Source organism: Pontibacter burrus (assembly GCF_010686685.1).
Classification (GTDB): domain Bacteria; phylum Bacteroidota; class Bacteroidia; order Cytophagales; family Hymenobacteraceae; genus Pontibacter; species Pontibacter burrus.
Genome location: NZ_JAAGWD010000001.1, coordinates 308001 through 332785 on the forward strand (window position 1 = coordinate 308001; position 24785 = coordinate 332785).

16 protein-coding genes are annotated in these 24785 nt (G+C 45.2%); 1 reads left to right on the forward strand and 15 read right to left on the reverse strand.

Going from position 1 to position 24785, the window contains the following annotated elements; genetic code table 11:
- Nucleotides 1-420: 420 nt before the first annotated feature.
- The 6 genes from GXP69_RS01505 to GXP69_RS01530 form a co-directional block, all read right to left on the reverse strand.
- On the reverse strand, nucleotides 421-2250 hold the full coding sequence (locus GXP69_RS01505; RefSeq protein WP_163911433.1) for an ABC transporter ATP-binding protein: 1830 nt from the start codon (nucleotides 2248-2250) through the stop codon (nucleotides 421-423).
- A gap of 51 nt (nucleotides 2251-2301) precedes the next feature.
- The gene (locus GXP69_RS01510) at nucleotides 2302-3069 is read right to left on the reverse strand and encodes a hypothetical protein (RefSeq protein ID WP_163911436.1); all 768 of its coding nucleotides are present in this window, start codon (nucleotides 3067-3069) and stop codon (nucleotides 2302-2304) included.
- A 232-nt stretch (nucleotides 3070-3301) separates the two neighbouring features.
- Nucleotides 3302-3916, reverse strand: a complete 615-nt coding sequence (locus GXP69_RS01515) for a lipoprotein signal peptidase (protein WP_163911439.1) — start codon at nucleotides 3914-3916, stop codon at nucleotides 3302-3304.
- 148 nt (nucleotides 3917-4064) lie between these two features.
- Nucleotides 4065-7415 carry an isoleucine--tRNA ligase gene (ileS, locus tag GXP69_RS01520; protein ID WP_163911441.1) on the reverse strand — a complete coding sequence of 1117 codons (3351 nt, stop codon included), beginning with the start codon at nucleotides 7413-7415 and terminating at the stop codon, nucleotides 4065-4067.
- Nucleotides 7416-7793: 378 nt separating this feature from the next.
- Nucleotides 7794-8900 (reverse strand): PQQ-dependent sugar dehydrogenase, encoded by a 1107-nt coding sequence (locus GXP69_RS01525; RefSeq protein WP_163911444.1) that lies wholly within the window; start codon nucleotides 8898-8900, stop codon nucleotides 7794-7796.
- A gap of 268 nt (nucleotides 8901-9168) precedes the next feature.
- A complete protein-coding gene (locus tag GXP69_RS01530; RefSeq protein WP_163911447.1) occupies nucleotides 9169-10671 on the reverse strand; it encodes a glycine--tRNA ligase in 1503 nt (500 codons plus the stop codon).
- A gap of 199 nt (nucleotides 10672-10870) precedes the next feature.
- Between GXP69_RS01530 and GXP69_RS01535 the strand changes: the two genes are divergently transcribed.
- A complete protein-coding gene (locus GXP69_RS01535) occupies nucleotides 10871-12007 on the forward strand; it encodes an inorganic phosphate transporter (protein WP_204281879.1) in 1137 nt (378 codons plus the stop codon).
- 193 nt (nucleotides 12008-12200) lie between these two features.
- Here GXP69_RS01535 and GXP69_RS01540 read toward each other — a convergent pair whose 3' ends face one another.
- The 9 genes from GXP69_RS01540 to GXP69_RS01580 all read right to left on the reverse strand — a co-directional run bounded on the left by GXP69_RS01540 (nucleotide 12201) and on the right by GXP69_RS01580 (nucleotide 24731).
- Nucleotides 12201-12659, reverse strand: coding sequence for a hypothetical protein (locus GXP69_RS01540; RefSeq protein WP_163911450.1), 459 nt, complete (start codon nucleotides 12657-12659; stop codon nucleotides 12201-12203).
- 80 nt (nucleotides 12660-12739) lie between these two features.
- The gene (locus GXP69_RS01545; protein WP_163911453.1) at nucleotides 12740-13252 is read right to left on the reverse strand and encodes a DUF4385 domain-containing protein; all 513 of its coding nucleotides are present in this window, start codon (nucleotides 13250-13252) and stop codon (nucleotides 12740-12742) included.
- An 80-nt stretch (nucleotides 13253-13332) separates the two neighbouring features.
- The gene (locus GXP69_RS01550) at nucleotides 13333-15393 is read right to left on the reverse strand and encodes a cation:proton antiporter (protein WP_163911456.1); all 2061 of its coding nucleotides are present in this window, start codon (nucleotides 15391-15393) and stop codon (nucleotides 13333-13335) included.
- A gap of 654 nt (nucleotides 15394-16047) precedes the next feature.
- Nucleotides 16048-17661 carry an Ig-like domain-containing domain gene (locus tag GXP69_RS01555; protein WP_163911459.1) on the reverse strand — a complete coding sequence of 538 codons (1614 nt, stop codon included), beginning with the start codon at nucleotides 17659-17661 and terminating at the stop codon, nucleotides 16048-16050.
- Nucleotides 17662-17737: 76 nt separating this feature from the next.
- Nucleotides 17738-18625, reverse strand: coding sequence for a class I SAM-dependent methyltransferase (locus GXP69_RS01560; protein ID WP_163911462.1), 888 nt, complete (start codon nucleotides 18623-18625; stop codon nucleotides 17738-17740).
- Nucleotides 18626-20488 (reverse strand): tRNA uridine-5-carboxymethylaminomethyl(34) synthesis enzyme MnmG, encoded by a 1863-nt coding sequence (mnmG, locus tag GXP69_RS01565; RefSeq protein WP_163911465.1) that lies wholly within the window; start codon nucleotides 20486-20488, stop codon nucleotides 18626-18628.
- A 65-nt stretch (nucleotides 20489-20553) separates the two neighbouring features.
- Nucleotides 20554-20982: an rRNA maturation RNase YbeY gene (gene ybeY, locus GXP69_RS01570; protein ID WP_163911468.1), complete on the reverse strand. Its 429-nt coding sequence runs from the start codon at nucleotides 20980-20982 to the stop codon at nucleotides 20554-20556.
- Nucleotides 20966-21391, reverse strand: coding sequence for an ATP-binding protein (locus GXP69_RS01575; protein WP_163911471.1), 426 nt, complete (start codon nucleotides 21389-21391; stop codon nucleotides 20966-20968). The genes ybeY and GXP69_RS01575 overlap by 17 nt, the downstream gene beginning before the upstream one ends.
- Before the next feature lie 34 nt (nucleotides 21392-21425).
- The gene (locus GXP69_RS01580) at nucleotides 21426-24731 is read right to left on the reverse strand and encodes a DUF4175 family protein (protein ID WP_163911474.1); all 3306 of its coding nucleotides are present in this window, start codon (nucleotides 24729-24731) and stop codon (nucleotides 21426-21428) included.
- Nucleotides 24732-24785 lie beyond the last annotated feature (54 nt).

The following is a 24785-nucleotide window of genomic DNA, read 5'->3' on the forward strand; positions in this document are numbered from 1 at the left end:
TGGTTGTAGTTCCGAGGGGCAGGCTGCGCCTGCCTGTCCGTAGTTTGTAACTATAAAACTATAGGATCAACTATAGCAACAGCCGCAATTCCCCTCTTGGGAGGGGCAGGGGTGGGTTAGAGTTAACTATAGAACTATAGCTCAGACTATAGCAGTAACAGAAGAAATTCTCCGCCTTAGTCAAGGAGGGGATAAAGGGGTGGTTGGATAACTGCAACTATAGAACTATAGCCACAGCTACTACTTCTCTGCCTTTATCGGGCAGTTGAGTTACAAGTTCAACTTTATAGTTAGACACAGGTTGCAAACTTGCGGCAGCGAAATACACTACTACACTAACTATAGAACTATGGTCCCAACTATAGTAATAGCCCAATCCTGTAAATCAGGAAACTGCCCTTAATGTGCGGTTAAGACAAACTATAGTTGTCCTGCTTTCAGCATTTCCCGTTTTTGCTGGGCCTGCAGAATGTCTTCTACCTCGCCTTTCGGAATAGCGCTTATGAGGGTGCGGGTATATTCTTCTTTCGGGTTCAGGTACAGCTGCTCTGGCGTACCGCTTTCTACGATCTGGCCTTTGCTCATCACCAGAATCCGGTCTGACATGTATTTTGCTACAGAAAGGTCGTGTGTGATAAAGATGTAAGTCATCTGGAACTCGTGTTTCAGCTTGTTCAGCAGATTTAGTACCTGCGCCTGTACCGATACGTCCAGCGCCGAAACGGATTCGTCACAGATAATACATTTTGGCTGCAGTGCCAGGGCTCTGGCTATACTGATGCGCTGCCGCTGCCCGCCCGAAAATTCGTGTGGATAACGTTGGAAGTGCTCAGCCGTAAGTCCTACCTTCTCAAGCAGTTCCATTGTTTTAGCTTTGCGTTCTTTGTCGTTAGCGTATAGTTTATGCACACGCATCGGTTCCATAATAGCCTCCCCTACGGTGTGCATCGGGTTCAGCGACGCGTATGGGTCCTGGAAGATCATCTGGAAATCGCGACGGCTTTTGCGAAGCTCCTCAGAACTAAGCTGGGCAATATCACGGCCTTTGAAAATAATACTGCCTTCGGTTGGCTCTACCAATCGGAGGAGTGCCCGGCCCAGCGTAGTTTTTCCACAGCCCGATTCGCCTACCAAACCTATCGTTTCGCCAGGATTAACTGTAAAGCTTACGCCATCTACCGCTTTTACAAAATCGGTGGTGCGGCCAAAAAATCCCTTTTTTATCGGGAAGTAAACTTTCAGGTTCTCGACTTCAATAAGCGGTGGTTTCTGGCGGTTTTCCTGTTCATGCTTGATATCCGTAACAGTGCTTACATAGTTGTTAACCACATCTACCAGCGATGGCTCGTATACTTCCCTCGTTCGCTCTATAATGTTGCCGTTTTCATCTTCCAGCATAAAATCCGACACGGTAGGCAATATAGATTGCGGCTTTGCAGAGAGTTTTGGCCGGCATGCCAGCAATCCTTTGGTGTACGGGTGCTGCGGATTGGTAAAGATATCCAACACCTTGCCCTGCTCTACCAGTTTGCCTTTATACATGACCAAAATGCGGTCGGCAATTTCGGCTACCACACCTAAGTCGTGGGTGATGAACAGGACGGCTGTGTTTTCTTTCACCCTGAGTTCGTCAATCAGCTGCAGCATACGGGCCTGCACTGTTACGTCCAGGGCAGTAGTTGGCTCGTCGGCAATCAGTATGCTGGGCTCACAGGCCATAGCCATCGCAATCATCACGCGTTGCTTCTGTCCACCCGAAATTTCATGTGGATAAGCGTCGTAAATCTTCTCTGGTCGGGGCAGCTTTGCTTTCTCAAAAAGCGCTATAGTTCGCTCTTTGGCCTCTTTTTCCGAAATATCTCTGTGTAACAGCAACACTTCGGCTACTTGTTTTCCACAGGTATAAACCGGGTTCAGCGACGACATCGGTTCCTGAAAAATCATGCTGATATCGTTGCCGCGTATCTGCTGCATCTGCCTTTCAGGCAGCTGAAACAAGTCTACTTCCCCAAACTTCTCTGACTGGAAAATAGCTGTACCCCCTGCTATCCGGCCCGGCGGCGTATTAATAAGCCGCATTACCGACAGCGACGTTACGGACTTTCCTGAACCTGACTCCCCAACTATAGCCACCGTCTCGCCGGGGTATACCTCAAACGATACCTTATCCACAGCCTTAGTAGTGCCGCGGTGCGTGGAGAAAACCGTTTCCAGGTCGGTGACTTTAAGTATAGGGGTTGGCGTAGTCAAGGTAAATCAGGTTTTTGCTTCAGGTAAAAATAAGAGTTTTTGCCGTATTAGCTACTCAACTGTTATATCTATCTGTTTGCCACTGGCTGTATAAGCCTGAATAATGCCTACCCCTTCTTTTACAAAAACACCCTGCGGATAGTCGAGCGGGTAATGCTGGTTAAAGAACTTTTCGTCTTCAGTAAATTGCGGGCTGTTCAGGTATAGGTGGTAAACATTCTGGTACTGCACGCCATTTAGTGTAACGGTTGCCAGAAATTCCTGCGTTATGTCATTCTTTTTGTGGCGCAGCTTCTCCCGGTCTTTGGCGAGCGTAAACACCCTGTATGGCATATAATTTTCGTAGTTGCTCATGCCCCGGGTTATTATAGTCGGGAATTTGTTATTAAAGCCAACTATGTACTCAATTACATCAGCTACCTGGTTTTTATCGCTGATGCTGTTAAAACCATATTGGTTCACATCCTTTGTGTACATCTGGTTAATGCTGAACGGACATTGGCCGTCTATGTAACCCGGATATTCTTTCCCTTCTGTTGTAAAATACTCTATACAATCAGAAGTGCCTCCCTTGCCTGTTGTTTGTTTTTTGCCCGTCTTTTCTACAGGAACCACTATTGGGTAAACGCCATCTGCAGCCTGGTAGGCCAATGGTAACTTAACCTCTTCATATTTCACGAAATAACGCTTACCCTTTGCTGGCAAAAAGGACATTAACTCTCCATTATGTTCCAGCTTACCAAGGTTTACATCATCGCAGGAGCAGGAGTATAAGCTAAATGACAGAATTAGGGCTGCTAAAAGTTTATAAAACTTCATAAGGATTATAGTTGAAAGTTTAAAAATGGCAAAACAGCACGAAATTAAGTGGAAGTTTTTTAATTGGGATGCTGCTTATAGTCTGATATTCTAATTCTTTGAAAAAGCGTTTTAATAAGACTGTATGTAACAGTAGGTCCTCCTGAACCCATACTTCTATATTGATTTTAAAACAGACAGCGGCTGCTCCACATGGAACAACCGCTGTTTTTATAGTCTATAGTTATCTAGTTTAGAAGCCTTGCTGTACTGTTTCGTGCTTTGGTTCTTCGTGTTCGCCAAAGAAGCGTTTCTGGTTAAATAGGATCAGCATTACGCCTATAAAGATGGCAGCATCAGCAACGTTAAAGATTGGCCACAGCGACATTGGCTTACCACCTAACAAAGGGATCCAGTTTGGTACAATTCCTTCCCAGATATCGAGGTAAAACATATCAATTACTTGTCCATGGAACCATGGTGTAGATGAGCCATACGGTGCGTTATCGAACCACACGCCATAGAATGTACTGTCGATCAGGTTACCTACTGCGCCACCCAATATCAGGGCAATGCACCAGATCAATCCCGTTGGAGCTTTATGGTTTACCAGGTAGTACAGGTAATAGCTGATACCAAACATGGCCGCCAGGCGGAACAGCGTCAGCATCAGTTTACCATATTCCGAGCCCAGCTCCACGCCAAAGGCCATGCCAGGGTTCAGGGTATAGTGCAGCTTAAAAAAATCGCCTATCACATGGATTTCGCCGGGCATGCCCATTTCCATGTTGTAATGCACGATCAGCTTCACGGCCTGGTCAATCAGGATCACAACAAGGCTGAGCAGGTAGAATTTCCAGTATTTCATGTGTGTAGGGTAAGCAGCGTTTTAAGACATTAGTACTTAGATAGTAGACATCTTTTATACCTAAAATTGCTATAATTTTTAAGCTGCAAGTATACTTAATAAAAATAAACGCACCCGTTAGTATTAGACAAACGGGTGCGTTTATGGTTTAAACTGCTACAGTTTCAGTACGAATCTGCATGTAGATCTGGTACTCGTCCATTTCCAGCAAGGTGCCGTCGGCCAGTCCTTCTACAATCTCCAGACTCAGGGCCTGCGTTTCAGTGCAGATATAGTTTCTGAAATTCTCAACGGCAGCATTCACTTCAGGTGCCGATGGCTGCATCAGGATATGGATCTTGTCCTGTACTTCCAGGTTAGTGTCCTTACGCAGGTTCTGGATACGGTTTACCAGGTCACGGGCGATACCTTCCTGCTTCAACCCTTCGGTTATCGTTATATCCAATGCCACGGTTAGTTTGCCTTCGCTGGCTACCAACCAACCCGGTATGTCTTCCGAAGAGATTTCCACATCATCCGGCGTCAGCAAAGCTGTTTCATCGTCTCCGATCAATACTTCAAATCCACCTTCACGCTCCAGCCTGGCAATGTCGTCCTGGTTCATTTGCTGCACTGCGGCAGCTACCAGTTTCATTTTCGGTCCGAATACCTGACCCAGCTTTTTAAAGTTAGGCTTTATCTTCTTTACTAAAATGCCAGAAGTATCATCAATGTACTCGATGTGCTTCACGTTCACTTCGCTCATGATCAGGTCTTCTACAGCCTGTATCTGGTGACGCGTGTGCTCGCTCAATACAGGTATCAGGATACGCTGCAACGGCTGACGCACCTTGATCATGTGCTTCTTACGCAGCGAGTGTACCAGCGACGATACCGACTGCGCAAGCGCCATGCGCTCTTCCAGGTCTTTATCTATAGCTGATGTACTTACCTCAGGGTAGTATGCCAGGTGCACCGATTCTTCCTTGTGCTTGCGGCTCACGTGGTTCAGGTCGCGGTATAGTTGCTCGGTATAGAACGGCGCTATCGGCGAAGCCAACTTAGCTATAGTTTCCAGGCACGTATAAAGTGTCTGGTAAGCGGCAATCTTATCTTCGTTGTACTCGCCTTTCCAGAAACGTTTGCGGTTCAGGCGCACGTACCAGTTACTCAAATCATCGGTCACGAAATCCTGGATAGCGCGGGCAGCTTTGGTTGGGTCGTAATCATTGAAATAAGCGTCTACGTCCTGTACCAGCGTGTTCAGTTTCGAGATGATCCAGCGGTCGCTTTCTGTTCTGCGCTCTAACGGCACATCGGCTTCGGCATACGTGAAGTTATCCAGGTTAGCATACAGCGCGAAGAAAGAGTATGTATTCTGCAGCGTTCCGAAGAAACGGCGCTGCGTTTCTACTACACCATCGGCATTGAATTTCAGGTTATCCCAAGGTGGCGCATTCGCGATCATATACCAACGCACGGCATCCGGGCCATAGGTGCCAATCATATCAAACGGATCGATGGCGTTGCCTAAGCGCTTGCTCATCTTGTTTCCGTTCTTATCCAGCACCAAGCCGTTTGCAATTACGTTCTTGTACGCCACGCTATCTTCCAGCATTACAGCAAGCGCGTGCAGCGTAAAGAACCAACCGCGTGTCTGGTCAACACCTTCGGCAATGTAATCTGCCGGGAAGTTCTGCTCAAAGATATCCTTGTTCTCCAGCGGGTAATGCCACTGTGCATAAGGCATCGCGCCAGAGTCGAACCAAACGTCGATAAGGTCTGGTTCTCTGTACATTGGCTTACCAGACGGGCTTACCAATACGATGTTATCCACATAAGGACGGTGCAGGTCGTTTATCTCAACAGCCGCATCCATATACCCTTTATTAACAGCCACATCTATACGCTCGCTCAGCTCGGCAATAGAGCCAATACAAACTTCTTCTTCACCGTCTTCGGTTCTCCAGATCGGCAGCGGTGTACCCCAGTAGCGCGAACGCGACAGGTTCCAGTCTACCAGGTTCTCGAGCCAGTTACCAAAACGGCCAGTACCCGTAGATTCCGGTTTCCAGTTGATCGTTTTGTTCAGCTCGATCATTCTTTCCTTTACGGCCGTTGTCTTGATGAACCAGCTATCCAGCGGATAGTAAAGTACCGGCTTATCGGTTCTCCAGCAGTGCGGGTAGGTGTGTTCGTATTTCTCTACCTTAAAGGCTTTATTCTCTTCCTTTAGTTTAATAGCGATAAGTACGTCGGTTGGCTTATAGTCCGGAGCAGACTCATCCTGACCGTCGTAGTTCTTCACGTACATGCCCGCAAAGTCGGTGATCTCTTTCACAAACTTACCTTGCTTGTCTACGATCGGTACTTGTTTGCCATTTTCGTCGGTTACCAGCAGCGCAGGTATGTCGTTCTGGGCAGCAACTCTAAAGTCGTCGGCACCAAATGTAGGTGAGATATGCACGATACCTGTACCATCTTCCGTAGTCACGAAATCGCCAACTATAACTCTGAAAGCTGGCTTATCCGGCTGCACGTATGGCATCAGCTGGTGATACTCCACCCCTGCCAGGTCTGCGCCCACAAACTCTCCTACCACTTTAAACGGCACCAGTTTATCGCCCGGGTTATAGTTTGCCAGGGCAATATCTTTGGCTTTATCGTTGAAGTAGCGGCTTACCAGGTCTTTGGCAAGTATAACTGAGATTGGCGCGTAAGTATACGGGTTAAAAGTTTTCACCTTTACGTACTTGATGCCTTTTCCTACGGCCAATGCCGTGTTAGCCGGAAGCGTCCAAGGGGTAGTCGTCCAGGCCAGGAAGTATACGTTCTCCCCTTCGTTCTCGAAAAGGAACATGTTGCGGGTAATCTTCTTGAGCTCGAACTGCGCTACAATTGTCGTGTCTTTTACCATTTGGTAGCAGCCCGGCTGGTTCAGCTCGTGCGAACTCAAACCTGTACCGGCACCCGGCGAATATGGCTGGATCGTATAGCCTTTATACAGATAACCCTTATCGTACAGGCGCTTCAGCAGTGTCCAGCAAGACTCGATGTACTCGTTCTCGAAAGTGATGTACGGATTGTCCAGGTCTACCCAGTAACCCATTTTCTCGGTCAGGTCGTCCCACTGATCTTTGAAACGCATTACTGTTTCGCGGCAGCGCTGGTTATACTCCTCTACCGTTATCTTCTTGCCGATATCTTCTTTCGTAATACCCAGCTCTTTTTCTACCTGCAGCTCCACCGGAAGGCCATGTGTGTCCCAGCCGCCTTTGCGGTTTACCTGGAAGCCTTTCAGGGTTTTGTAGCGGCAGAAAATATCTTTTACAGCGCGGGCCATTACGTGGTGAATACCCGGCGTACCGTTTGCAGATGGCGGTCCTTCGTAAAACACGAAGTTATCGTTGCCCTCACGCGTCGCCACAGACTTCTGGAAGATGTTATGCTCTTTCCAGAAAGCCAGCACGTCTTCGCCAAGCCTGGCGTAATTCAGATTTTTATACTCGTTATACTTCACCGTTTTCAGGTTTATCTTTATCTCACGAAATCACTGATATTTAAACTATAAACTATAAGTTTTGTAGCTATAGTTGGTAGTTTACTTATAAGCCGGTAAAGTTAGGCAATTTTGGGCATTCTTATAAACTCAAAATGCTCACCGGCATCTGTTAAAACAAACAATAACTATAGTATAAAAGTGCTACAACAATAAAAGCCCCGATTTTGCCGGGGCTTTTTCTTAAACATGTAAAAACTATAGTTTGTCAAAACAGCAATTCTATATTGCCTGCGGTTTTGTTCCTTGTGGAACGGAGCAGCAGCTATAGTTGAAAAGCAAACTATAAAATGGCCTTAACTGCAGTTTAGAAGCAAAAACTACCCGGTTTATCAACAGTTAATTAGAACGGCTGATCTCTACAATTTTGTCGTTAGAGCCATTGCTGGTTGCCAGGTATACTTTGCCGTTAGGTGCTACAAGCACATCGCGCAGGCGGCCATGGGCCGAACGGTAGAACTCGTTTGTTTCTGTGATTGCGTCACCGGCTTCGTTCAGTTTAAACTGGTAAAGCGTTTTGTCTTTTAGCGTAGCAACCAGTAGCGAGTTCTTCCATTGTGGTATCTGAGGGTTATCGTAATAGTCCATGCCGCTTACAGCTATAGTTGGCGTAAAGCTCTTCAGGGGTTCTACCATATTGTATTCTTCACAAACGGCTGTCTCGTTAGGGTCGCAGAAGCCGCTCAGGTCTGGCCAGCCATAGTTGCGTGCCTTCTGGATGATGTTGATTTCGTCGTCAATGTCTGGGCCGTGCTCCGAACTGTACAGAATGTTGTTTACCATAACCAGCCCCTGCGCATTACGATGACCAAAGCTCCACATCGGGTTTCCGCTTATCGGGTTATCGGCAGGTACAGAACCATCCAGGTTAATGCGCAGCACCTTTCCGTTTAAGTTGTTAAGGTCCTGTGGCGCAAAATAGTTAAAGGCATCCCCGGTAGTTATAAACAGCTTCATATCCGGAGAAATCAGCAGGCGGCTACCGTTATGCACGTTTGCGGCGGGTATGTTATCGAGCAGTACCACCGGGTTAGTTAAGGTAGTACCATTGTATTTGAACTTTACTACCTTTTGGGTATAGGTGCCCGCTTTGTTGTAGTTGTACACCAGAAAAACCTCCGGAGTAGCGCTAAAGTTAGGGTGCAGCGCCATGCCCAGTAAACCACCTTCTCCCCTTGCATCTACTTCATCCAGCGTGGCAACTATAGTTACAGCACCAGTTTCAGGGTTTAAGCGGCTCACTTTACCGTTGCGTTCTGTAAACCAGATCTGGTTATCATTACCCCAGGCCAGTTCCCATGGCAAGGTCAGGTTTTCAACAAGCACTTTATCAGCTAACACTGCATCGGTTAGTTCTACATCGGGTGGGGTTGTTTCGTCATCGTCCTTGCATCCAACCTGAAAAATCAACAACGATGCCAGGGCATAGGTAATCCATTTGTTCATAGTAATAAAGACTAAAGATTTTAAGGGTTTATGCCTTGTAACTTAAGCTGTGTTAAAAGGTTGGGGTTTAAATCCAGAAAAAACTATACTTAGGTTGAGTTCTGCTTTATAGTTTGGTGGAGAGCTGAACTATAAAATGTGGTTTAGAAACAGTAAGAGGGCATTCTATAGTTGTTTTTCCACAGGGAACATTTGGGCTATAGTTGCTAAAACAAAAAAGCCGAAGGCTTTACAACCTTCGGCTTTTGCTTTATCTATAGTTCTATAGTTACGCCAGTTTTTCCAGGATGCTACGGAAGTTAACAGCTTTATCTATATAATTTCTCAGGTCTGCTATTGGCATACGCACCTGCTCGCGGCTGTCGCGATCACGCACTGTAACGGTGTTGTCTTCCAGCGTCTGATGATCCACAGCAATACAGAACGGCGTACCGATCAGGTCTTGACGGGTGTAACGCTTACCGATGCTGTCGCGCTCTTCGTAGATCATGTTGAAGTCGAACTTCAGCGAGTTAAAGATCTCGGTTGCTTTCTCTGGCAGGCCGTCTTTCTTAGTCAGTGGAAGAATGGCAGCTTTAACAGGAGACAAGGCAGGATGCAGTTTCAGGAATGTACGGGTTTTGGTCGCATCTCCTTCGGTAATCTCTTCTTCCTGGTAGGCGTTGCAAAGTATCATCAGGAACAGGCGATCAGCACCAGCCGATGTTTCGATCACGTAAGGAATGTAGTTACCATATGGTTTGCCATCAGCATTCAGATCGTTATCGAAGTACTGCATTTTCTTGCGGCTCAGCTCCTGATGCTGCGTCAGGTCAAAGTCCGTACGCGAGTGTATACCTTCTACTTCTTTAAAGCCGAACGGAAATTTATATTCAATATCAACAGCAGCGTTGGCATAGTGCGCCAGCTTTTCGTGGTCGTGGTAACGCAGGTTCTCAGCCGGAATACCAATGGCTTCGTGCCACGTCTTGCGGGCAGCTTTCCACTTCTCGTACCATTCCATCTCAGTGCCAGGGCGAACGAAGAACTGCATCTCCATTTGCTCAAACTCGCGCATACGGAAAATGAATTGGCGCGCAACAATCTCGTTACGGAAGGCTTTACCGATCTGCGCAATACCGAAAGGCACTTTCATGCGGCCGGTTTTTTGCACGTTCAGGAAGTTAACAAAAATACCTTGTGCCGTTTCAGGTCTTAAATAAATGGTACTCGACTCTTCAGCTACTGATCCAACCTGCGTAGAGAACATCAGGTTAAACTGGCGTACTTCGGTCCAGTTGGTGGTACCCGAGATCGGGCATTTGATACCTTCCCGAACTATAAGCTCACGTACGCCATCCAGGTCTTCAGCGCCCAGCAGTTTACCCATTTCCACAAGCAATTCGCTGGCTTTTTCATAATGGCCTTCAGCTTCGTATTGGGCGGCTTTCTCTTCTATCAGTACATCGGCACGGTAACGCTTCTTCGAGTCTTTGTTATCGATCATCGGATCGTTAAAGCTGTCGATGTGGCCCGACGCTTTCCAGGTAAGCGGGTGCATAAAGATAGCTGCATCCAGGCCAACCACGTTCTCGTTCAGTTGCGTCATGCATTTCCACCAGAGCTGCTTTATGTTGTTTTTCAGCTCCACGCCCATCTGGCCGTAATCATAAACAGCCTGCAAACCATCATACACTTCGCTCGACGGAAATACGAAACCGTACTCTTTAGCGTGCGAAATGATGTCTTTTAACTGGGTATTTTCTTCGGTAGTTTTCTCTTTTGTAGCCATAGTGCAAAGATAGCTTTTTTAGCATTGCTTGTGCCATTGGTGATTTACAGAATTTGATAACAGCATGATGTGCTCTCCTGGCCCACAATGCGCTTTTTTCTTTTTGTTAACAATTTGATAACATAGGTAACATTACCGTAACATTTGATTCTCCCTAACTTGCGCAACTTTTTATTTTTTATTCACTTTAGACACACTGATGCCTAAGACCAAAAAACACGCGAAGCACGTTTTACCTGCGCAGCCGCACAAGTTTGTTAAACGCTACAGCCTGGTTGATGTAGTTCTTCAAAAAGAAAAAAAGTTCTTATACTTCATTGCCTTCTCGCTTATAGTTGCGGGTGCTGTTTACCCTTACCCTAACATTGCCATGTGGGTTGGTTTTGCCTTTGCAGGCTACTCCGCTATTGCCAACGACAGCATTCAAACGATCGGTACTTTTATTGGTTCTAACGAAGACAAGAAATGGTACTGGCAATGGTTGTTTATGGGTTTGATATTTGTCGGAACTGTAACCTATAGTTGGGTTGCCTTTAACGGAGACGTATCGTATGAGCGCCTTGCTACGCCGGGGCTGGAAAAAACTCCTACCAGCTTTGTTTACCTGCAGTTAGCTTCCCCTATTATTCTGTTGTTGCTTACAAGGTTCCGTATTCCGGTTTCTACCACCTTTATGCTGCTTAGTGTATTCTCGGCTACATCCGGAACTATAGTTAGCATGCTTAGCAAAAGTATATCGGGTTATTTTCTTGCCTTTGTATCAGCTTTCATTATCTACGTCACGCTTTCCAAACTAATCAAGCGCTTTATTAAAGGCGAAGCGCATGCGTTCTGGGTTTGGGCACAATGGATAATCAGTGGTTTTCTGTGGTACACCTGGCTTGCTCAGGATCTGGCCAACATTGCTGTTTACCTGCCACGTCAGCTAAACATTTACGAATTCCTTGTTTTCACTGGCTTTATCTTCCTGGGCTTAGGATTCCTTTTCTATAAAAAAGGCGACAGAATTCAGAACGTGATCAACGAGAAATCTGAAGTACGCGATGTGCGCAGCGCCACTATTATTGACCTGGTTTACTCGCTTATACTTTTCTACTTTAAAGAAGTAAACAATGTACCGATGAGTACTACCTGGGTATTTGTTGGTTTGCTGGCCGGCCGTGAACTAGGTATGCGCCTGCGTGCCCACGATAGCGGAGAAAAATTTGCCAAAACGTTCAGATTGATCGGTAAAGATGTTCTCTCTGTAACAATAGGTCTGATCATTTCACTTATTCTGGCAATTGCCATTAACCCTGTCATGCAGGACGAATTGAAGAGCTTCTTCTTTAAATAGGATAGTGATTGAATAAATATAAAAGCCCGGTTTAATGCCGGGCTTTTTTTATGGTTACTATAGAATTTCAATCTGCTATAGCTATCGCCTTCCACAGATCGAAACAACTCCTAACTATAGTTTACAGCTGGTAACTATAAACTAAAAGCCCCGGCTACTTTATGCGGCCGGGGCTTTTCTATAGTCTATTGGCTTACTTTTCAGGCCACTTTACTTCCAGGTTATCATCTATAAACACGCCAAAGTTTACAGCAATCAACTGGTCGTCGTCAAAGTACATGTCGATCATTTCTTTTTCGAACGAGATGCGCGTTTCACCGGTTTCCATTTCTTCTTCTTCCGGGTTTTCGATGTTATGGTCAGAGAACAGTTGTTTCAGTTGATCCTGGCTCATCTCAAAAATGCGCTCATCCCATAGTTGCACCTCGCGGTTTGCTGTTTCGATGCAGCTCAGACGGTAGTTGTCCTCTTTATCGAAGTATAGCGAAAAACCTTCTTCCCAGTAGTTCCAGGCCTCATGTTCAAATTCATCCTCCTCATCCGAAGTCTCAATTTCTTCTGGCTCGCCAAGTAGATCTTCTACTTCTTTCATTGTCAGGCCAAACCTGATCTTACCAAGTCCTTTTCCTAACCTGATGTCTTTGTTGATCATTTCTTTAAGATGTGTTTCTTTTTATGCAAAGATATGTGAATTACTGTATTAGAGATGATACGGTTACATCTAAATAAATTTCATCTCTCATAAGTTTCCTGGAAAGCTTTTTTTAAGCTGATATAGGTCTTATTTGTTTTAGCCTGTTCCCACTTCGCTTTAAATATTGCCGCCGACTCGGCCTTAACCGGATCAAGCTCTCGTGGCAGTTCTTCACGGCCATGTGCCCCGCTCTGCCCCTTTTTGTCGTCTGGTACCGGTCCGTCGTATTTCTTTCCGGACTTATGGTTGGCATAACGTCTTGAGCGCGTGTAGCCCATCTGCAGAAATTTACGCGCCATGTCAGCTCCCACAAAATCCTGCTGCTCCAGGTAATCCAGAAACAAACTATAGATCTTCTCCGACGATTCTTTTGCTATGTCAGTAGTTTTGAAGCGCCAGTGCGGTAATATTTCCGATTTATAGGGTTCTACCAGTAACACACCTTGCTCGCCCTTGCCTACCCTGTATAGTTCAGGATGTTTCCTGAAATCTGTTTTTTTAAAATCAAGGCTATAGTTAAAAGCTTTGTTCTGTTGTTTCTGCTCTGCCATAACCTTGATCTTATAGTTCGTTCTATGCTATAGTTTATTTCCTTCCACGTCTTTCCTAAACTATAGTTTCGTGCATTACTTTATGCTTCTGTAGTATAGCTGATGTTCACGTAGCTTTGGTCCTGGGTTACGCCTGGGTTCTGCTCCGGGTAAATGATAATGAAGCTGTTTTCTTTATAGGTTCTGGACAGCAGCCTTGGCACATAATCCATCTGGTTGTTATATGAGATAGTGCCTTTTCTGGCTGATATCACCAGGATCATGTCGTCCTGCGCCAGCTTTGATTTTATGATCTCCAGATCTTTGAAATCACTTAGTGGTTCAAATTCAGCTTCTACTGCAGGTTTGCCCTTTATGAGCGATTGTCTGATCTTATTTAGCGTACGGCGTCTGCCACCAAACACAATTTTTGCGCCCAGTTGTACCGATAAAGCTTTTACTGTTCTGAGCCATCTGAGGTAGCCACGTTCCAGTTCCGCGTTTAACGGAACAATAACTATAAGCCTGCGGGTAGTATTGAGTGGCTGTGCTATTTTGCTCACCAGTATCATCTGCTCGGTATTCTCAAGCAGGTTGTCGAGTACTGTTCCAAACACCCTGTCTTTCGTGGTGATCTTCGCGTTCCATCCTAGAATTACCTCTGTAATCATCAACTCTTTAATGGCCCGCAATATACCGCTTGCCACGTTCACATCCAGCTTCGATACCAGCTGCACATCATTGTCTGTAGCTGAGGCATGCGTAATGGCCTCCTGCAGCATCTTATTCTTCTTAAATATTTCTTCCTCCGCGTGCTCGTTATCAATTACCACCGCCAACGGATAGATCGGCTCGTGAAAATCCGGATTCTTGAGCATCACGGCCAGGTCTATCAGGTTCTCGATGTTTTTCGGGTTTGATATTGGTACGAGTATTCTGTCTGGTTTCTCGCTCAGGTCAGGTTTCTTCCTGCTTTCAATAATGGCCAGTCGCTTAGCGCTCTTTTCGGTTATAAACGAGCTTGCCAGGCACGATACCAGAATCAATAGGATTGTACCATTGAGCGCTTCTTCGTTTATCAGACCCAGGTTAAAGCCTACCAGTATCACGGCCAGTGTGGCTGCTGCGTGTGCGCTGCTCAAACCAAATATCAGATCCCGCTGTACGGATGAGTAGTTAAATACTTTTTGAGTTGCCCAGGCTGCCAGAAATTTAGTGACCAGCGCTATTACAACTATAGTTCCGGCTATCAGCAAGGCTCCTGTTCCACCGAAGAGTACCCTCATGTCCACGATCATCCCTACATTGATCAGGAAGAACGGAATAAAGATATTGTTTCCTACAAACTCGATCCTGTTCATCAGGGCAGATGTATGCGGGATCAGGGTATTAAGTGCCAGGCCTGCCAGGAAAGCTCCGATAATAGCCTCTACACCCGCCAGCTCTGATAACACAGCCGCAGCAAAAACCATCGTCAGCACAAATATGAACTGTGCTCCCTTCTCGCCTTCAATATTTCTGAAAAACCAACGCGCTATGTACGGGAAACCCACCATAACTATAGTTCCGAATATGGCCAGCGATACCGCCAGTTTTATCCAGTAGTACATGTCTATGTTACCTTCCGCAGATCCGGCTACTACTGCCAGCACCAAGAGCACCGCTGTATCGGTAACTATAGTTCCGCCGATTGTTACGGTTACTGCTTCATTTTTGGCTATGCCCAGTCTACTGGCTATCGGGTATGCGATGAGTGTATGCGATGAGAACATACTGGATAGCAGGATAGCCGACATCAGCTCGTAGTCCAGAAAAAAATGAAAGACTGCTGTACCTGTTATAATCGGGATGAAAAAGGTTAAAGCTCCGAACACAAGGCTTTTGTTTTTGTTCTTCTTAAAATCGAACATATCGATCTCAAGCCCTGCCAGGAACATGATGTACAAGAGCCCCACCGTTCCGAATAAAATGATACTTGAATCCCGTGTCAGGATATTGAATCCGTTCGGACCGATTATGACGCCTGCCAGTATAAGACCAACAATTCCGGGTATTCGTAATCTGTTAAGTATAATGGGCGCTACCAAAATTATCAGCAGCACCACCATAAAAATCATTACCGGATCTTCGAACGGCAGTGTCAGTTTCAGGGCTAAATTCATTCGTGTACTTTATATTTTCTCCTTAAATATATTCCTTATAATTCTTTTCAGGCCAATTTTTCTTCATGTTCCACACCTTTCCACACTTTCAACCTTCTAATTATTTTAAAAAGATTAAATTTTAAATCCTTTCTCTTTTCATCATTAGGGCTGTTTATAAGTTAATAAGTTGGCTGTTCCACGGCCAGGTTTTATAACTTGTTTATGCTTTTGATTTCCTTCCACAGGTGTTCCACAGTTTATTTTCCTTCATCATTTTCTTGTTCAGTTTGTTAAATGGTTTTTCCACGATTTGCTGATTTATGTGCATTTCTTTTTACACATTTGTTCCACGCGTGGAAAACTCTTTTTTCGGGGTTGATTTATGAACCTGTTTCCACTTTTTGCGTGGAACTTGCCCCTTTTTAGTGGTTGCGCTGATCGGGCTTGTTATGTTTTCAATATTTTACCCACGCTTTTCCACAGTTATACCCCTGCCTCGTGTGGATTTCTATTACCAACTTTCGTTTTTCAGATTTTGTTTTGATTTTGACCTTATTTCGGTGCCGCCTAATGCCTTTTTAAGCAGTGGAACATAAGGTCTATAGTTTACCCGGAAGCCGTGGAAATGTGAGAAGGGCATAAAAAAAGGAGACCGCGTTGGCCTCCTTTTTTCTATAGTTGGATTCTGATATCTTCCAGATCCCAGTTTGCTCTTATGTCTATCTGGTCTGGGTGCATGTACACTTGTTCAGGTTCTTTTTTAAAGTCGGGGCTTCCGCTGTCCCACCTGCCGTTGTTGTTGCTATCCAGTATTACCCGGAATTTATAGGTGCCAGGTGACAGATCCCTGAAAATGAAGTTGCGTTGGTTTCTTAGTTCTTTTACTACTTTGTTTTGTCCGTTCAGCAACTGTAGTATAAAATGTGTTTGTGTTCTGGGTGCTATAGTTCCGCGTACACTTCCTAAACCTTGCGCTTCTGCTATCGTGATCTGAATCGGCTGCATCGGAAATTTTTTGTCATGCACAGGAATTATTTGTGTGCTGTCCAATACAATTAAATAGGGCTGCTGCCGGCTGGCTAATTTTGGTACTGTAAAACTGATTTCCGTTTGCGTTCGGTCGAGTCTCAGGTCCTGCGGATAACGCAGCGGTGTTCTGTTAGCAGTATCTGCTTGTATCAGTATTGGCGTAGTTCCTTTTATAGTTACCTGCCCCTGAAATTCAATTGTCAATCTTTGCCCGGGCCTGTAAGTTTGTGCCTGCTGGTTTCCGTTGATAACTTTCAGTTGCGCTCCTTGTATGCGTTGTGTATAATCTGTTCCAAAATCTATCTGAAGGGTGTCTACGCTGCTGTTTCCGGCAGAATCCAGTGCGGCAACCAGAAGTTTTCCACTACTGAATTTCTGACTTCTGAACAGCTCTGCTGTCTTACCATCTGGGGTAATTTTAGTTGCTATAGTATCTCTTCTGTTTGTGGATGTTACTACAAAACTGCTCAGGCCTTCGGTATATGTCAGGGTAAAACGGTCTAATTGTTTCTGGCGCTGTAGCGATATTGGTTTCTTAGTATCTATAATGGCCGTTTGTAATTTAACCTGCTGTGAGTCCGACGTAATATTGATAGGCTCTGCCTTAAACCCGATGCGTTCGATTTCTTCGTACAAGCTATTCTTGTTGGCATCCTGCAGGGCAAAAATTCTATAGCTACCTTCTTTTATATTTTCCAGCGTAAAGTTTCCGTTTGCGTCCGCCTGTGTCTGGTAATAAGGTCTGCTTTTCCGGATGTCCAACGTATCTTTTGCTCTGTAGAGTGCTACCACTGCTTCTTTCTCCGGTTCCTGTGTCAGCATTTTTACAACTGTTCCACTTACTCTGCTGGAGTCGATGTAGTTGCCGGTACTAAAGGATAGCTTTAAACCTTTGGCCAGGTTTTTCTCTGTTATATCCGCTATTCCGTCCCGGAAGTTGAAAATATAGGTTGTGCTGTCTTGCAGTGGCTGTTCAAAAATCAGGTTCATTACATCGTTCTTGTACCTGACCTGGTATTTGTTCTGTGTATTCGGCGTTATCAGTAGTTCGCGTTGCAGGTTATTTTGCTGCACACTCTCGTCAAACTCTAAGGTTATAGTTTTTGTGCTTACGTTCAGTTGCTGGTCTGCCGGATTGCTTCTTACAAGTGTAGGTGGCGTAGTGTCTTTTGCTCCACCTTCGGGGCTCCCTACGCTGGCGCATCCTGCAAATACTAAGGCTATAGTTGCTGCCAGCGATATGTTGATAATTTTCATAGAATAGGCCTTTAAAATGAAAATAGGCAAACTTGCGCTTGCCTTTTCCACTGTATGTTTACAGTTATTTGCATCCTTATTTTCGTTTGGCAACATAGATCAGACTAGAGTAATCGTTGCCATTTTTCTCAGCATAGTTGTTAGACTTAAATCCGTTTACTACACTGCTGATCATTTTTGTTTTTCCCTCTTTATGTTTCTCGCTCAGCATGCTCACATAGTAGGCATCAAATTTCATCGGGAGCACTTCCTGCAGAGTCATTTTATGTTTCTTTAAAAAGCGCTTCATGGTTTGCTGCGTAAAATGATACAGGTGGCGCGGAACATCATAGGCTGCCCAGTTCTCCTTATACTGTTTTGCGTCATGCGAGTCTGCATTTGGTACTGCAATTATCAGCGTGCCATCATCAGTCAAATGTGAGATCAGTTCTTTTATCGTTTCGTTCAGCTGATGAATATGTTCCAGCACATGCCACAATGTGATTAACTGGTATTTTTCATCAGGCAGCTCACTAAGATTGGTAGCTATAGTTTGCCCTATTGTTTCTGCAGCCTGCTCCCGGGCACGGGTACTAGGTTCTACTCCCCTCACCTGCCAGCCGTCTTTTTTACAAGCTGTCAGAAATACGCCGGTGCCACAACCATAGTCTAAGATGGCTCCTTTGCCCGGTGAACAACGGTTTATAAGTTCTACTTTCTGTTTTGTAGTGATGGAGCGCACCACATGGTAGGCTCTGTTAATGATGCCGGTTTTGGTATTGGTATGCGAGATATAATCTTCCGATTCATAATAGCTCCCGATACTTTCTTCATCCGGGCGTGGGTTTGTGAACTTGAATGTACAGTTTTCGCACTCTACAATCACAAAGCTTTCTTTTGAAACTGAGTTATCTGTTACTACTAAAAAATTCTTGAATTCTTCTTTGCCGCAGACCGGGCAGTTATTCAGTCTTTCGTAGCTCATTTATTTTCCAAGGTATACCATCAGTACCGAAATATCAGCCGGAGATACGCCACTTATCCTGGATGCCTGACCTATAGTTTCAGGCTGCACCTTCAGTAGCTTTTCTTTTGCCTCTGCTGATAAGGCCGGTATGTTACGGTAGTTGATTTTATCTTTAATGATATAGTTTTCGAGTTCGCTCATTTTTGCTGCCATCGTGTTTTCCTTCTCGATGTAGCTTTCATACTTCACTGCAATTTCGGCCTGCTCTACACTATCTGCTTTAAACTTACTCAAATATTCTTTAATGGCAGGCACTGCTTCGGCTATATGTTGAATCTCAATGTTTGGTCGCTTGATCAGCTGGCCGGCACGTTGCTTTTCAACTATAGGGGCCGAACCTAAACTCTCCAGCATGCTGTTGATATCTCCAGGCTCAATCGGCTTATTATTTAAGTACGCAATGATTTCTGCTGTTTCGGCTATCTTCTTATCCACAGCTTTCAGTCTGCTTTCGTCAGCCAGTCCCAGCTCATATCCAAGTCTTGTCAGGCGTATATCTGCATTGTCCTGGCGTAGCAAAATGCGGTGCTCAGCGCGCGACGTAAACATACGGTATGGTTCTTCGGTACCTTTGTTCACCAGGTCGTCGATCAATACGCCAATGTATGCCTCTGATCTCTTCAGTATAAACGGAGCTTTTTCGTTTATCTTGTTATGTGCATTAATACCTGCCATCAATCCCTGGCAAGCTGCTTCTTCGTAACCGGTTGTTCCATTTATCTGGCCGGCAAAGTACAGGTTCTCTACCAGCTTTGTTTCCAGTGTCAGGTTCAACTGTGTTGGCGGAAAAAAGTCGTACTCAATTGCATAACCCGGACGGAACATTTTGGCATTTTCAAAGCCTACAATCTTACGCAGCGCTTTTAATTGTACATCTTCCGGCAGAGAGCTGGAGAAACCATTTACATAAACTTCCACTGTGCTCCATCCTTCCGGCTCTACAAAAATCTGGTGACGATCACGGTCAGCAAATCGATTGATCTTATCTTCTATGCTTGGGCAGTAACGCGGACCTAAACCCTGGATACGACCTTGGAACATCGGCGATTTTTCGAAGCCGGTCTTCAGGATCTCATGTACATCAGAATTGGTATAGGTAATAAAGCAGCTGCGTTGTTTGGCAAGCGGAGTAGTTTCGGTATAAGAGAATTTAGAAGGATTCTCGTCTCCGAACTGTTCTTCCATGCGGCTATAGTCCAGTGAGCGACCATCTACGCGTGGCGGTGTTCCGGTCTTCATGCGGCCGGCTTCAAAACCTAAACTTACGAGCTGTTCTGTCAGTCCTTTTGCCGACTTTTCCGCTGAGCGACCACCGCCCAATTGCTTTTCGCCGATGTGGATAATACCATTCAGAAATGTGCCATTCGTTAAGATAACGGCCTTTCCACATATAGTTATCCCCAGGCTAGTACGTACTCCTACGGCTCTCCCCTGCTCTACCTCAATGGCTGTAACCATCTCCTGCCAGAAGTCTACGTTCTCCGTTTGCTCTAAGCTTAGGCGCCAGGCTTCGGCAAAACGCATGCGGTCGCTTTGGGCACGTGGGCTCCACATGGCTGGTCCTTTTGATTTGTTCAGCATGCGGAACTGGATCATGGTCTCGTCGGTAATGATACCGCTCATACCACCCAGTGCATCCACTTCACGAACGATCTGACCTTTAGCCACGCCACCCATTGCCGGGTTGCACGACATCTGGGCAATGGTGTTCATGTTCATAGTGGCCAACAAAACCTTAGAACCCATTTTGGCAGCGGCAGCGGCGGCCTCGCAACCTGCGTGGCCTGCCCCTACTACTATAATATCATATTCTGGAAACATGTATTTCTGAAATTAGAGATGTTTCACGTGAAACATCTACAAGAGATTGGTAATTCCTTTTGCGATTAAAATTTTCGCAAAGATAAGCAAGAATCTTCTTGTTTGCGCATAAGTACTTCCTGCTCTTCGGTCTTGTCTTTATAACCGAGTAGGTGCAATACGCCATGAATGAGAACGCGGTGGAGTTCGTCCTCGAAAGGTATTCCTAAGGTTTGGGCATTATCACGCACCCGCTCTATACTAATAAAAATATCACTTTCAACTACGCCTTCTTCATCGGCATTGTCAAAAGTGATAATATCAGTAAGGGTGTCGTGATCTAAGTATTCAACGTTTATCTGGTGTAGGTAATCGTCAGAACAGAAGATGTAGGTAAGGTTTGCTAATTCGTACTCGTGTTGCTCAACTATAGATGCGATCCAATCTGCAACCTGCTCCGGGTTCGATAGCGAAAACTCTACGTCTTCGCTATAAAACTCAATTGGATGATCCATTCTGGCTCGGAGCGATATTAAATTTCAACTGTACCTTTTTACCCTGGTCAAAGAAGTTTACTTCGTCGCAAAGGTTGCGCATCAGGAAGATGCCACGGCCACCCGGGTTTTCCAGGTTTTCTGGAGCAGTAGGGTCTGGCAGGTTCTCGTAGTCAAAACCCGGTCCTTCATCTTCTACCTCAAATAGCAGTTGGTTTTCTTCTACCTGCAAAGTAAGGTAAACGTTCTTTTCTTTATCGAACTTGTTACCGTGGCGGATAGCGTTATTAACAGACTCTGTAACAGCAACCATAATGTTGCCATAGATATCATCTTCAAACTCGAATTCTTCCTTGGAGTTGTCTATAAAACTTTCAATTACGCGGATGTTTTCGATTAAGGAAGGAATCTGAATTTTAACTTGATTCATATTTTAATCTAACGTGTGTAACTATAGGTGTTTACTAAAATTTAGCGTTTTGGAAATACTCACTTACCTTTTGCTTATAGTACGGAGACAAAGCGGGTGGTACAGTTTTGAGTAATTCTGTTTGTTTCTCTTTTGCTTTTTTATACTTCTCGAACGATGGTGGAAGTTTACGTGTAATGTCCTGTGCGGTTTTGGCTTCTCGTTTATTATCAAGTTCCCGCTCTTTCATAGACCGCTCAGCTTCCAATAAACGAGTCAGGATCTCGCGCTGGCGCATGATCGTTTGCTCAGTCAACCGTTTATTAACGAGATCAGTCTCGCTTTGTTCCATCATACGGCTAATATTTCCCAGTTCGCCCTGTTTGCCATTTTCGCCGGGTTTGGTACCATGTTTCTCTATTTCACGGAGAGCGTTCCGGAGAGCCTCCTGCTCCGCAGCTAATTTAGCTAATTCTTCAGACAGTGCCTTACCTGATTTGCCACCTTTTTTCAAATCTTCAATTTTTTTATTCAAAGCGTCCTGCATTTCGCCTAAACCGCCAGGTTTTTTCTGATTTCCTTTCTGTTTGCCGGCCATTCCGCCCTGCATATTCTGCATGGCCTGTTGCATTTGCTTCAGGGCATCGTTCAGCATCAGGGCCAGGTTGTTCATGCTCGTCATGGCAAGCTGTTGTTGTGCGGTAGCTCTGCCTACGTTCCGGTCGCGGAGTTCTTTCATACTGTTGTCCATGCTCTGGTTCATAGCAGCCACTTCGCGGGTAACAAACGACTGGATCTGGAATACCTTTTTAGCCAATGAGAACAAGCTGTCTTCAATCACTTTGGCATTGTCGCGCAGGTTAAGCTGCTCCTGCGATAGGGAGATAAAACGCGGATCGCTTTGGTTTACTGTACGGAAAGACTTCATCAAAGCTTCCTGGTCGAATGATAACTTGATCAGGTTTTCCAGAATGTCGCGCAGGTTGTCCAGGTTCTGTTGCATGCCGGACATACTCATAGAGTTCATCATCTGATCCATGTTCTGCGCCATTTGCTTCATTTGCTGGCCTGCCTTCTGCTGACTTTCACTGGCTTTTTTGTTCTGCTGTTTTTGTAATTGCTGCTGGCTTTGCTGCATGTTCTGCTCTATCTGCTGCTCACCCTGCTCCTGTTCATCCATCGAATTAGGATTCTCCAGCATGTCATTCATCTCTTTTAGCTGGTCCATCTGCTCCTTCACTTCTTCAAACTGCTCCTGCAATTCTTTCTGTTGCTCCTGCAGTTTCTGATTATCTTCCTGTTTCTGTTCAGTTTTCTGAGCCAGTTTCTCCTGCTCCTCCCCCATTTCTTTCAGCTTCTCGGTAATGTTGTCCAGCTTTTGCTCGAACTGTAGTTGCTTGAATAGCTCCAGTGCTCGCTCCAGTTCGCGCTCCAGGTTGCGTTCGCGGTTATCGAGTTTGCTCAGCAGTTTCTGTAGTTCAAGGTCGTTGGCTTGCTTCTGCTGTAGTAGCTTTTCGAGTTCTTCGTATAGTTTCTTGGTTTCAGGGTCCAGCAGGTCATTCATAAGCTTTTGCAGTTCCTGTGCTTTTTCAGCCAGTTCTTTGTCCTGCTCGGTCAGCATGTTCTGCTTTTTGTTGAGCTCATCAAACATTTCCTTCATGGCCGCCAGGTCCTGCTCCAGTAGCTTCTTCTTCTCTACCAGGTCTTCCAGCTGCTTTTTATCCTGCCAGTTCAGGTCGCGTTTGGTTTTTAGTTTTTCTTCGTTTTTGGCTAGTTCTTCCTGTAATTTGGTTGCCTTCTCCAACGATTTGCTTATCTGGCTGCCTACCGATTGCGCATTGCTATCAAGTTCTTTCTCCAGGTCGCGTTTGCTGGGAACTTTTAATTCAAACGTACGGGTTCGGGCACTTTTCGGCCCACGGATGCCATCGTTGTCCCACACCTGCACAAAGTACTCCAGCTGGTCGCCTGGCTTCATGTTAAGAGCAGCTGTGTTCCATTGGTAATAATACGTCTGGCTAACCTGGCTTGGAGCAACCGGGAGCGCTATAGTTTTATAGTTTGCCTTTGGGTTATTTTGATTGCTGATGCGGTAATGAATGGCCAAACGAGACAAACCATAATCATCCGATACATCGCCACCCAACACCAGGAAACTATACAGTGCCGTATCCTGGAACTGCTCTAAAGTAATGAGAGGGTGTTTGTCCGGAATGGCTGTGATCTGGTAATTGATGTTCTCTTTGTTGGTGCTGTACTGGTTTTTTAACTGAATACTATAGTTCAGGCTCTCGTTAATTTTCTTGCTTGCAGTAAAAGCATTAGTTGTTTTTTTCGCCTGAAGTTTCTGAGCCGGCTTCTCGAAAGCAATTGCTATCGTTTCGGTTTCAGAGGCTTTAAAGTTCCACGTGAGGGTACTGCCTTCTGGTACGGTAGCGTTACCGGTATTCTGGATGAGCTCAAGCTTGCGATTTAAGTAGGAAGGATATTGAACCTGTAGTTCGAAATCTTTCAGATTTGGACGCGACAGCAGCTCTAAAGTATAGCTATCGGAGCTAAACCCGGAACCTTCCAGTTCAAAGTTTATTGATTTTAGCGGTTGCTTAAAAGTATAACTATAGTTCCCATTAGCGGTTTTTTGAATTGGTTGCCTACGGCCGTTATAGTTAATGAAGACTTCTTTGGGTAACATCTCCCCTTCTACTGCTACTTTCAACTCAAAATCTTCGCCACGGAAAGTCTGCAGTTGGTCGTTCTGCACTTCAAACCTGAAAGGAGCAACCGGTGCGTAGGCTTTTCTATAGTTAATGATACGCTCAGTGCCCTGCACAAAAATGGCTGGGTAAACCAATGCAATAAGCAGGGCAACTATAGCAGGCAGGGCAACATACTTCAAGATTGGTTTGTTCTCTTTGTATGTAACGGCATCAGTAAAACGAAACTGTAGTAAGTGGCCTGAACGTTGGTTTATGCTTGCCGCTATCAGCTCATTTGTACGATCCAGGTTATTTAACTGAATGGCATTTAGAAGCTTATCTTTTATTTCAGGATAATGCTGACCAACGCGCAGCGCTGCCTGTTCATCAGACAACAACCTGCTCAGGTTTGCTAATGCCGCAACCGGCTGCACAATCCAGCGGATAAAAGCATAAACAACTATAGCGATGAAGGAAAAGAGAAGGATAGCTCGAACAGCTTGCGGAAAGTAAAAAACGTACTCTAACAGGCTGTAAATGATGTAGATAGAAAGCAACAGACCGATAGCAAATAAGCTACCACGCAGCAACAGGTTCAGGTAAAATTTCTTTTTGAACTCCTGCAGCTGATGCATTAATTGAGTAAGTGCATCCTGTTGTTTCATAGGTGTTTGCTACTTTAACGCTGTCGGGGCCGGGCGGTTACAGCTATACGTAAA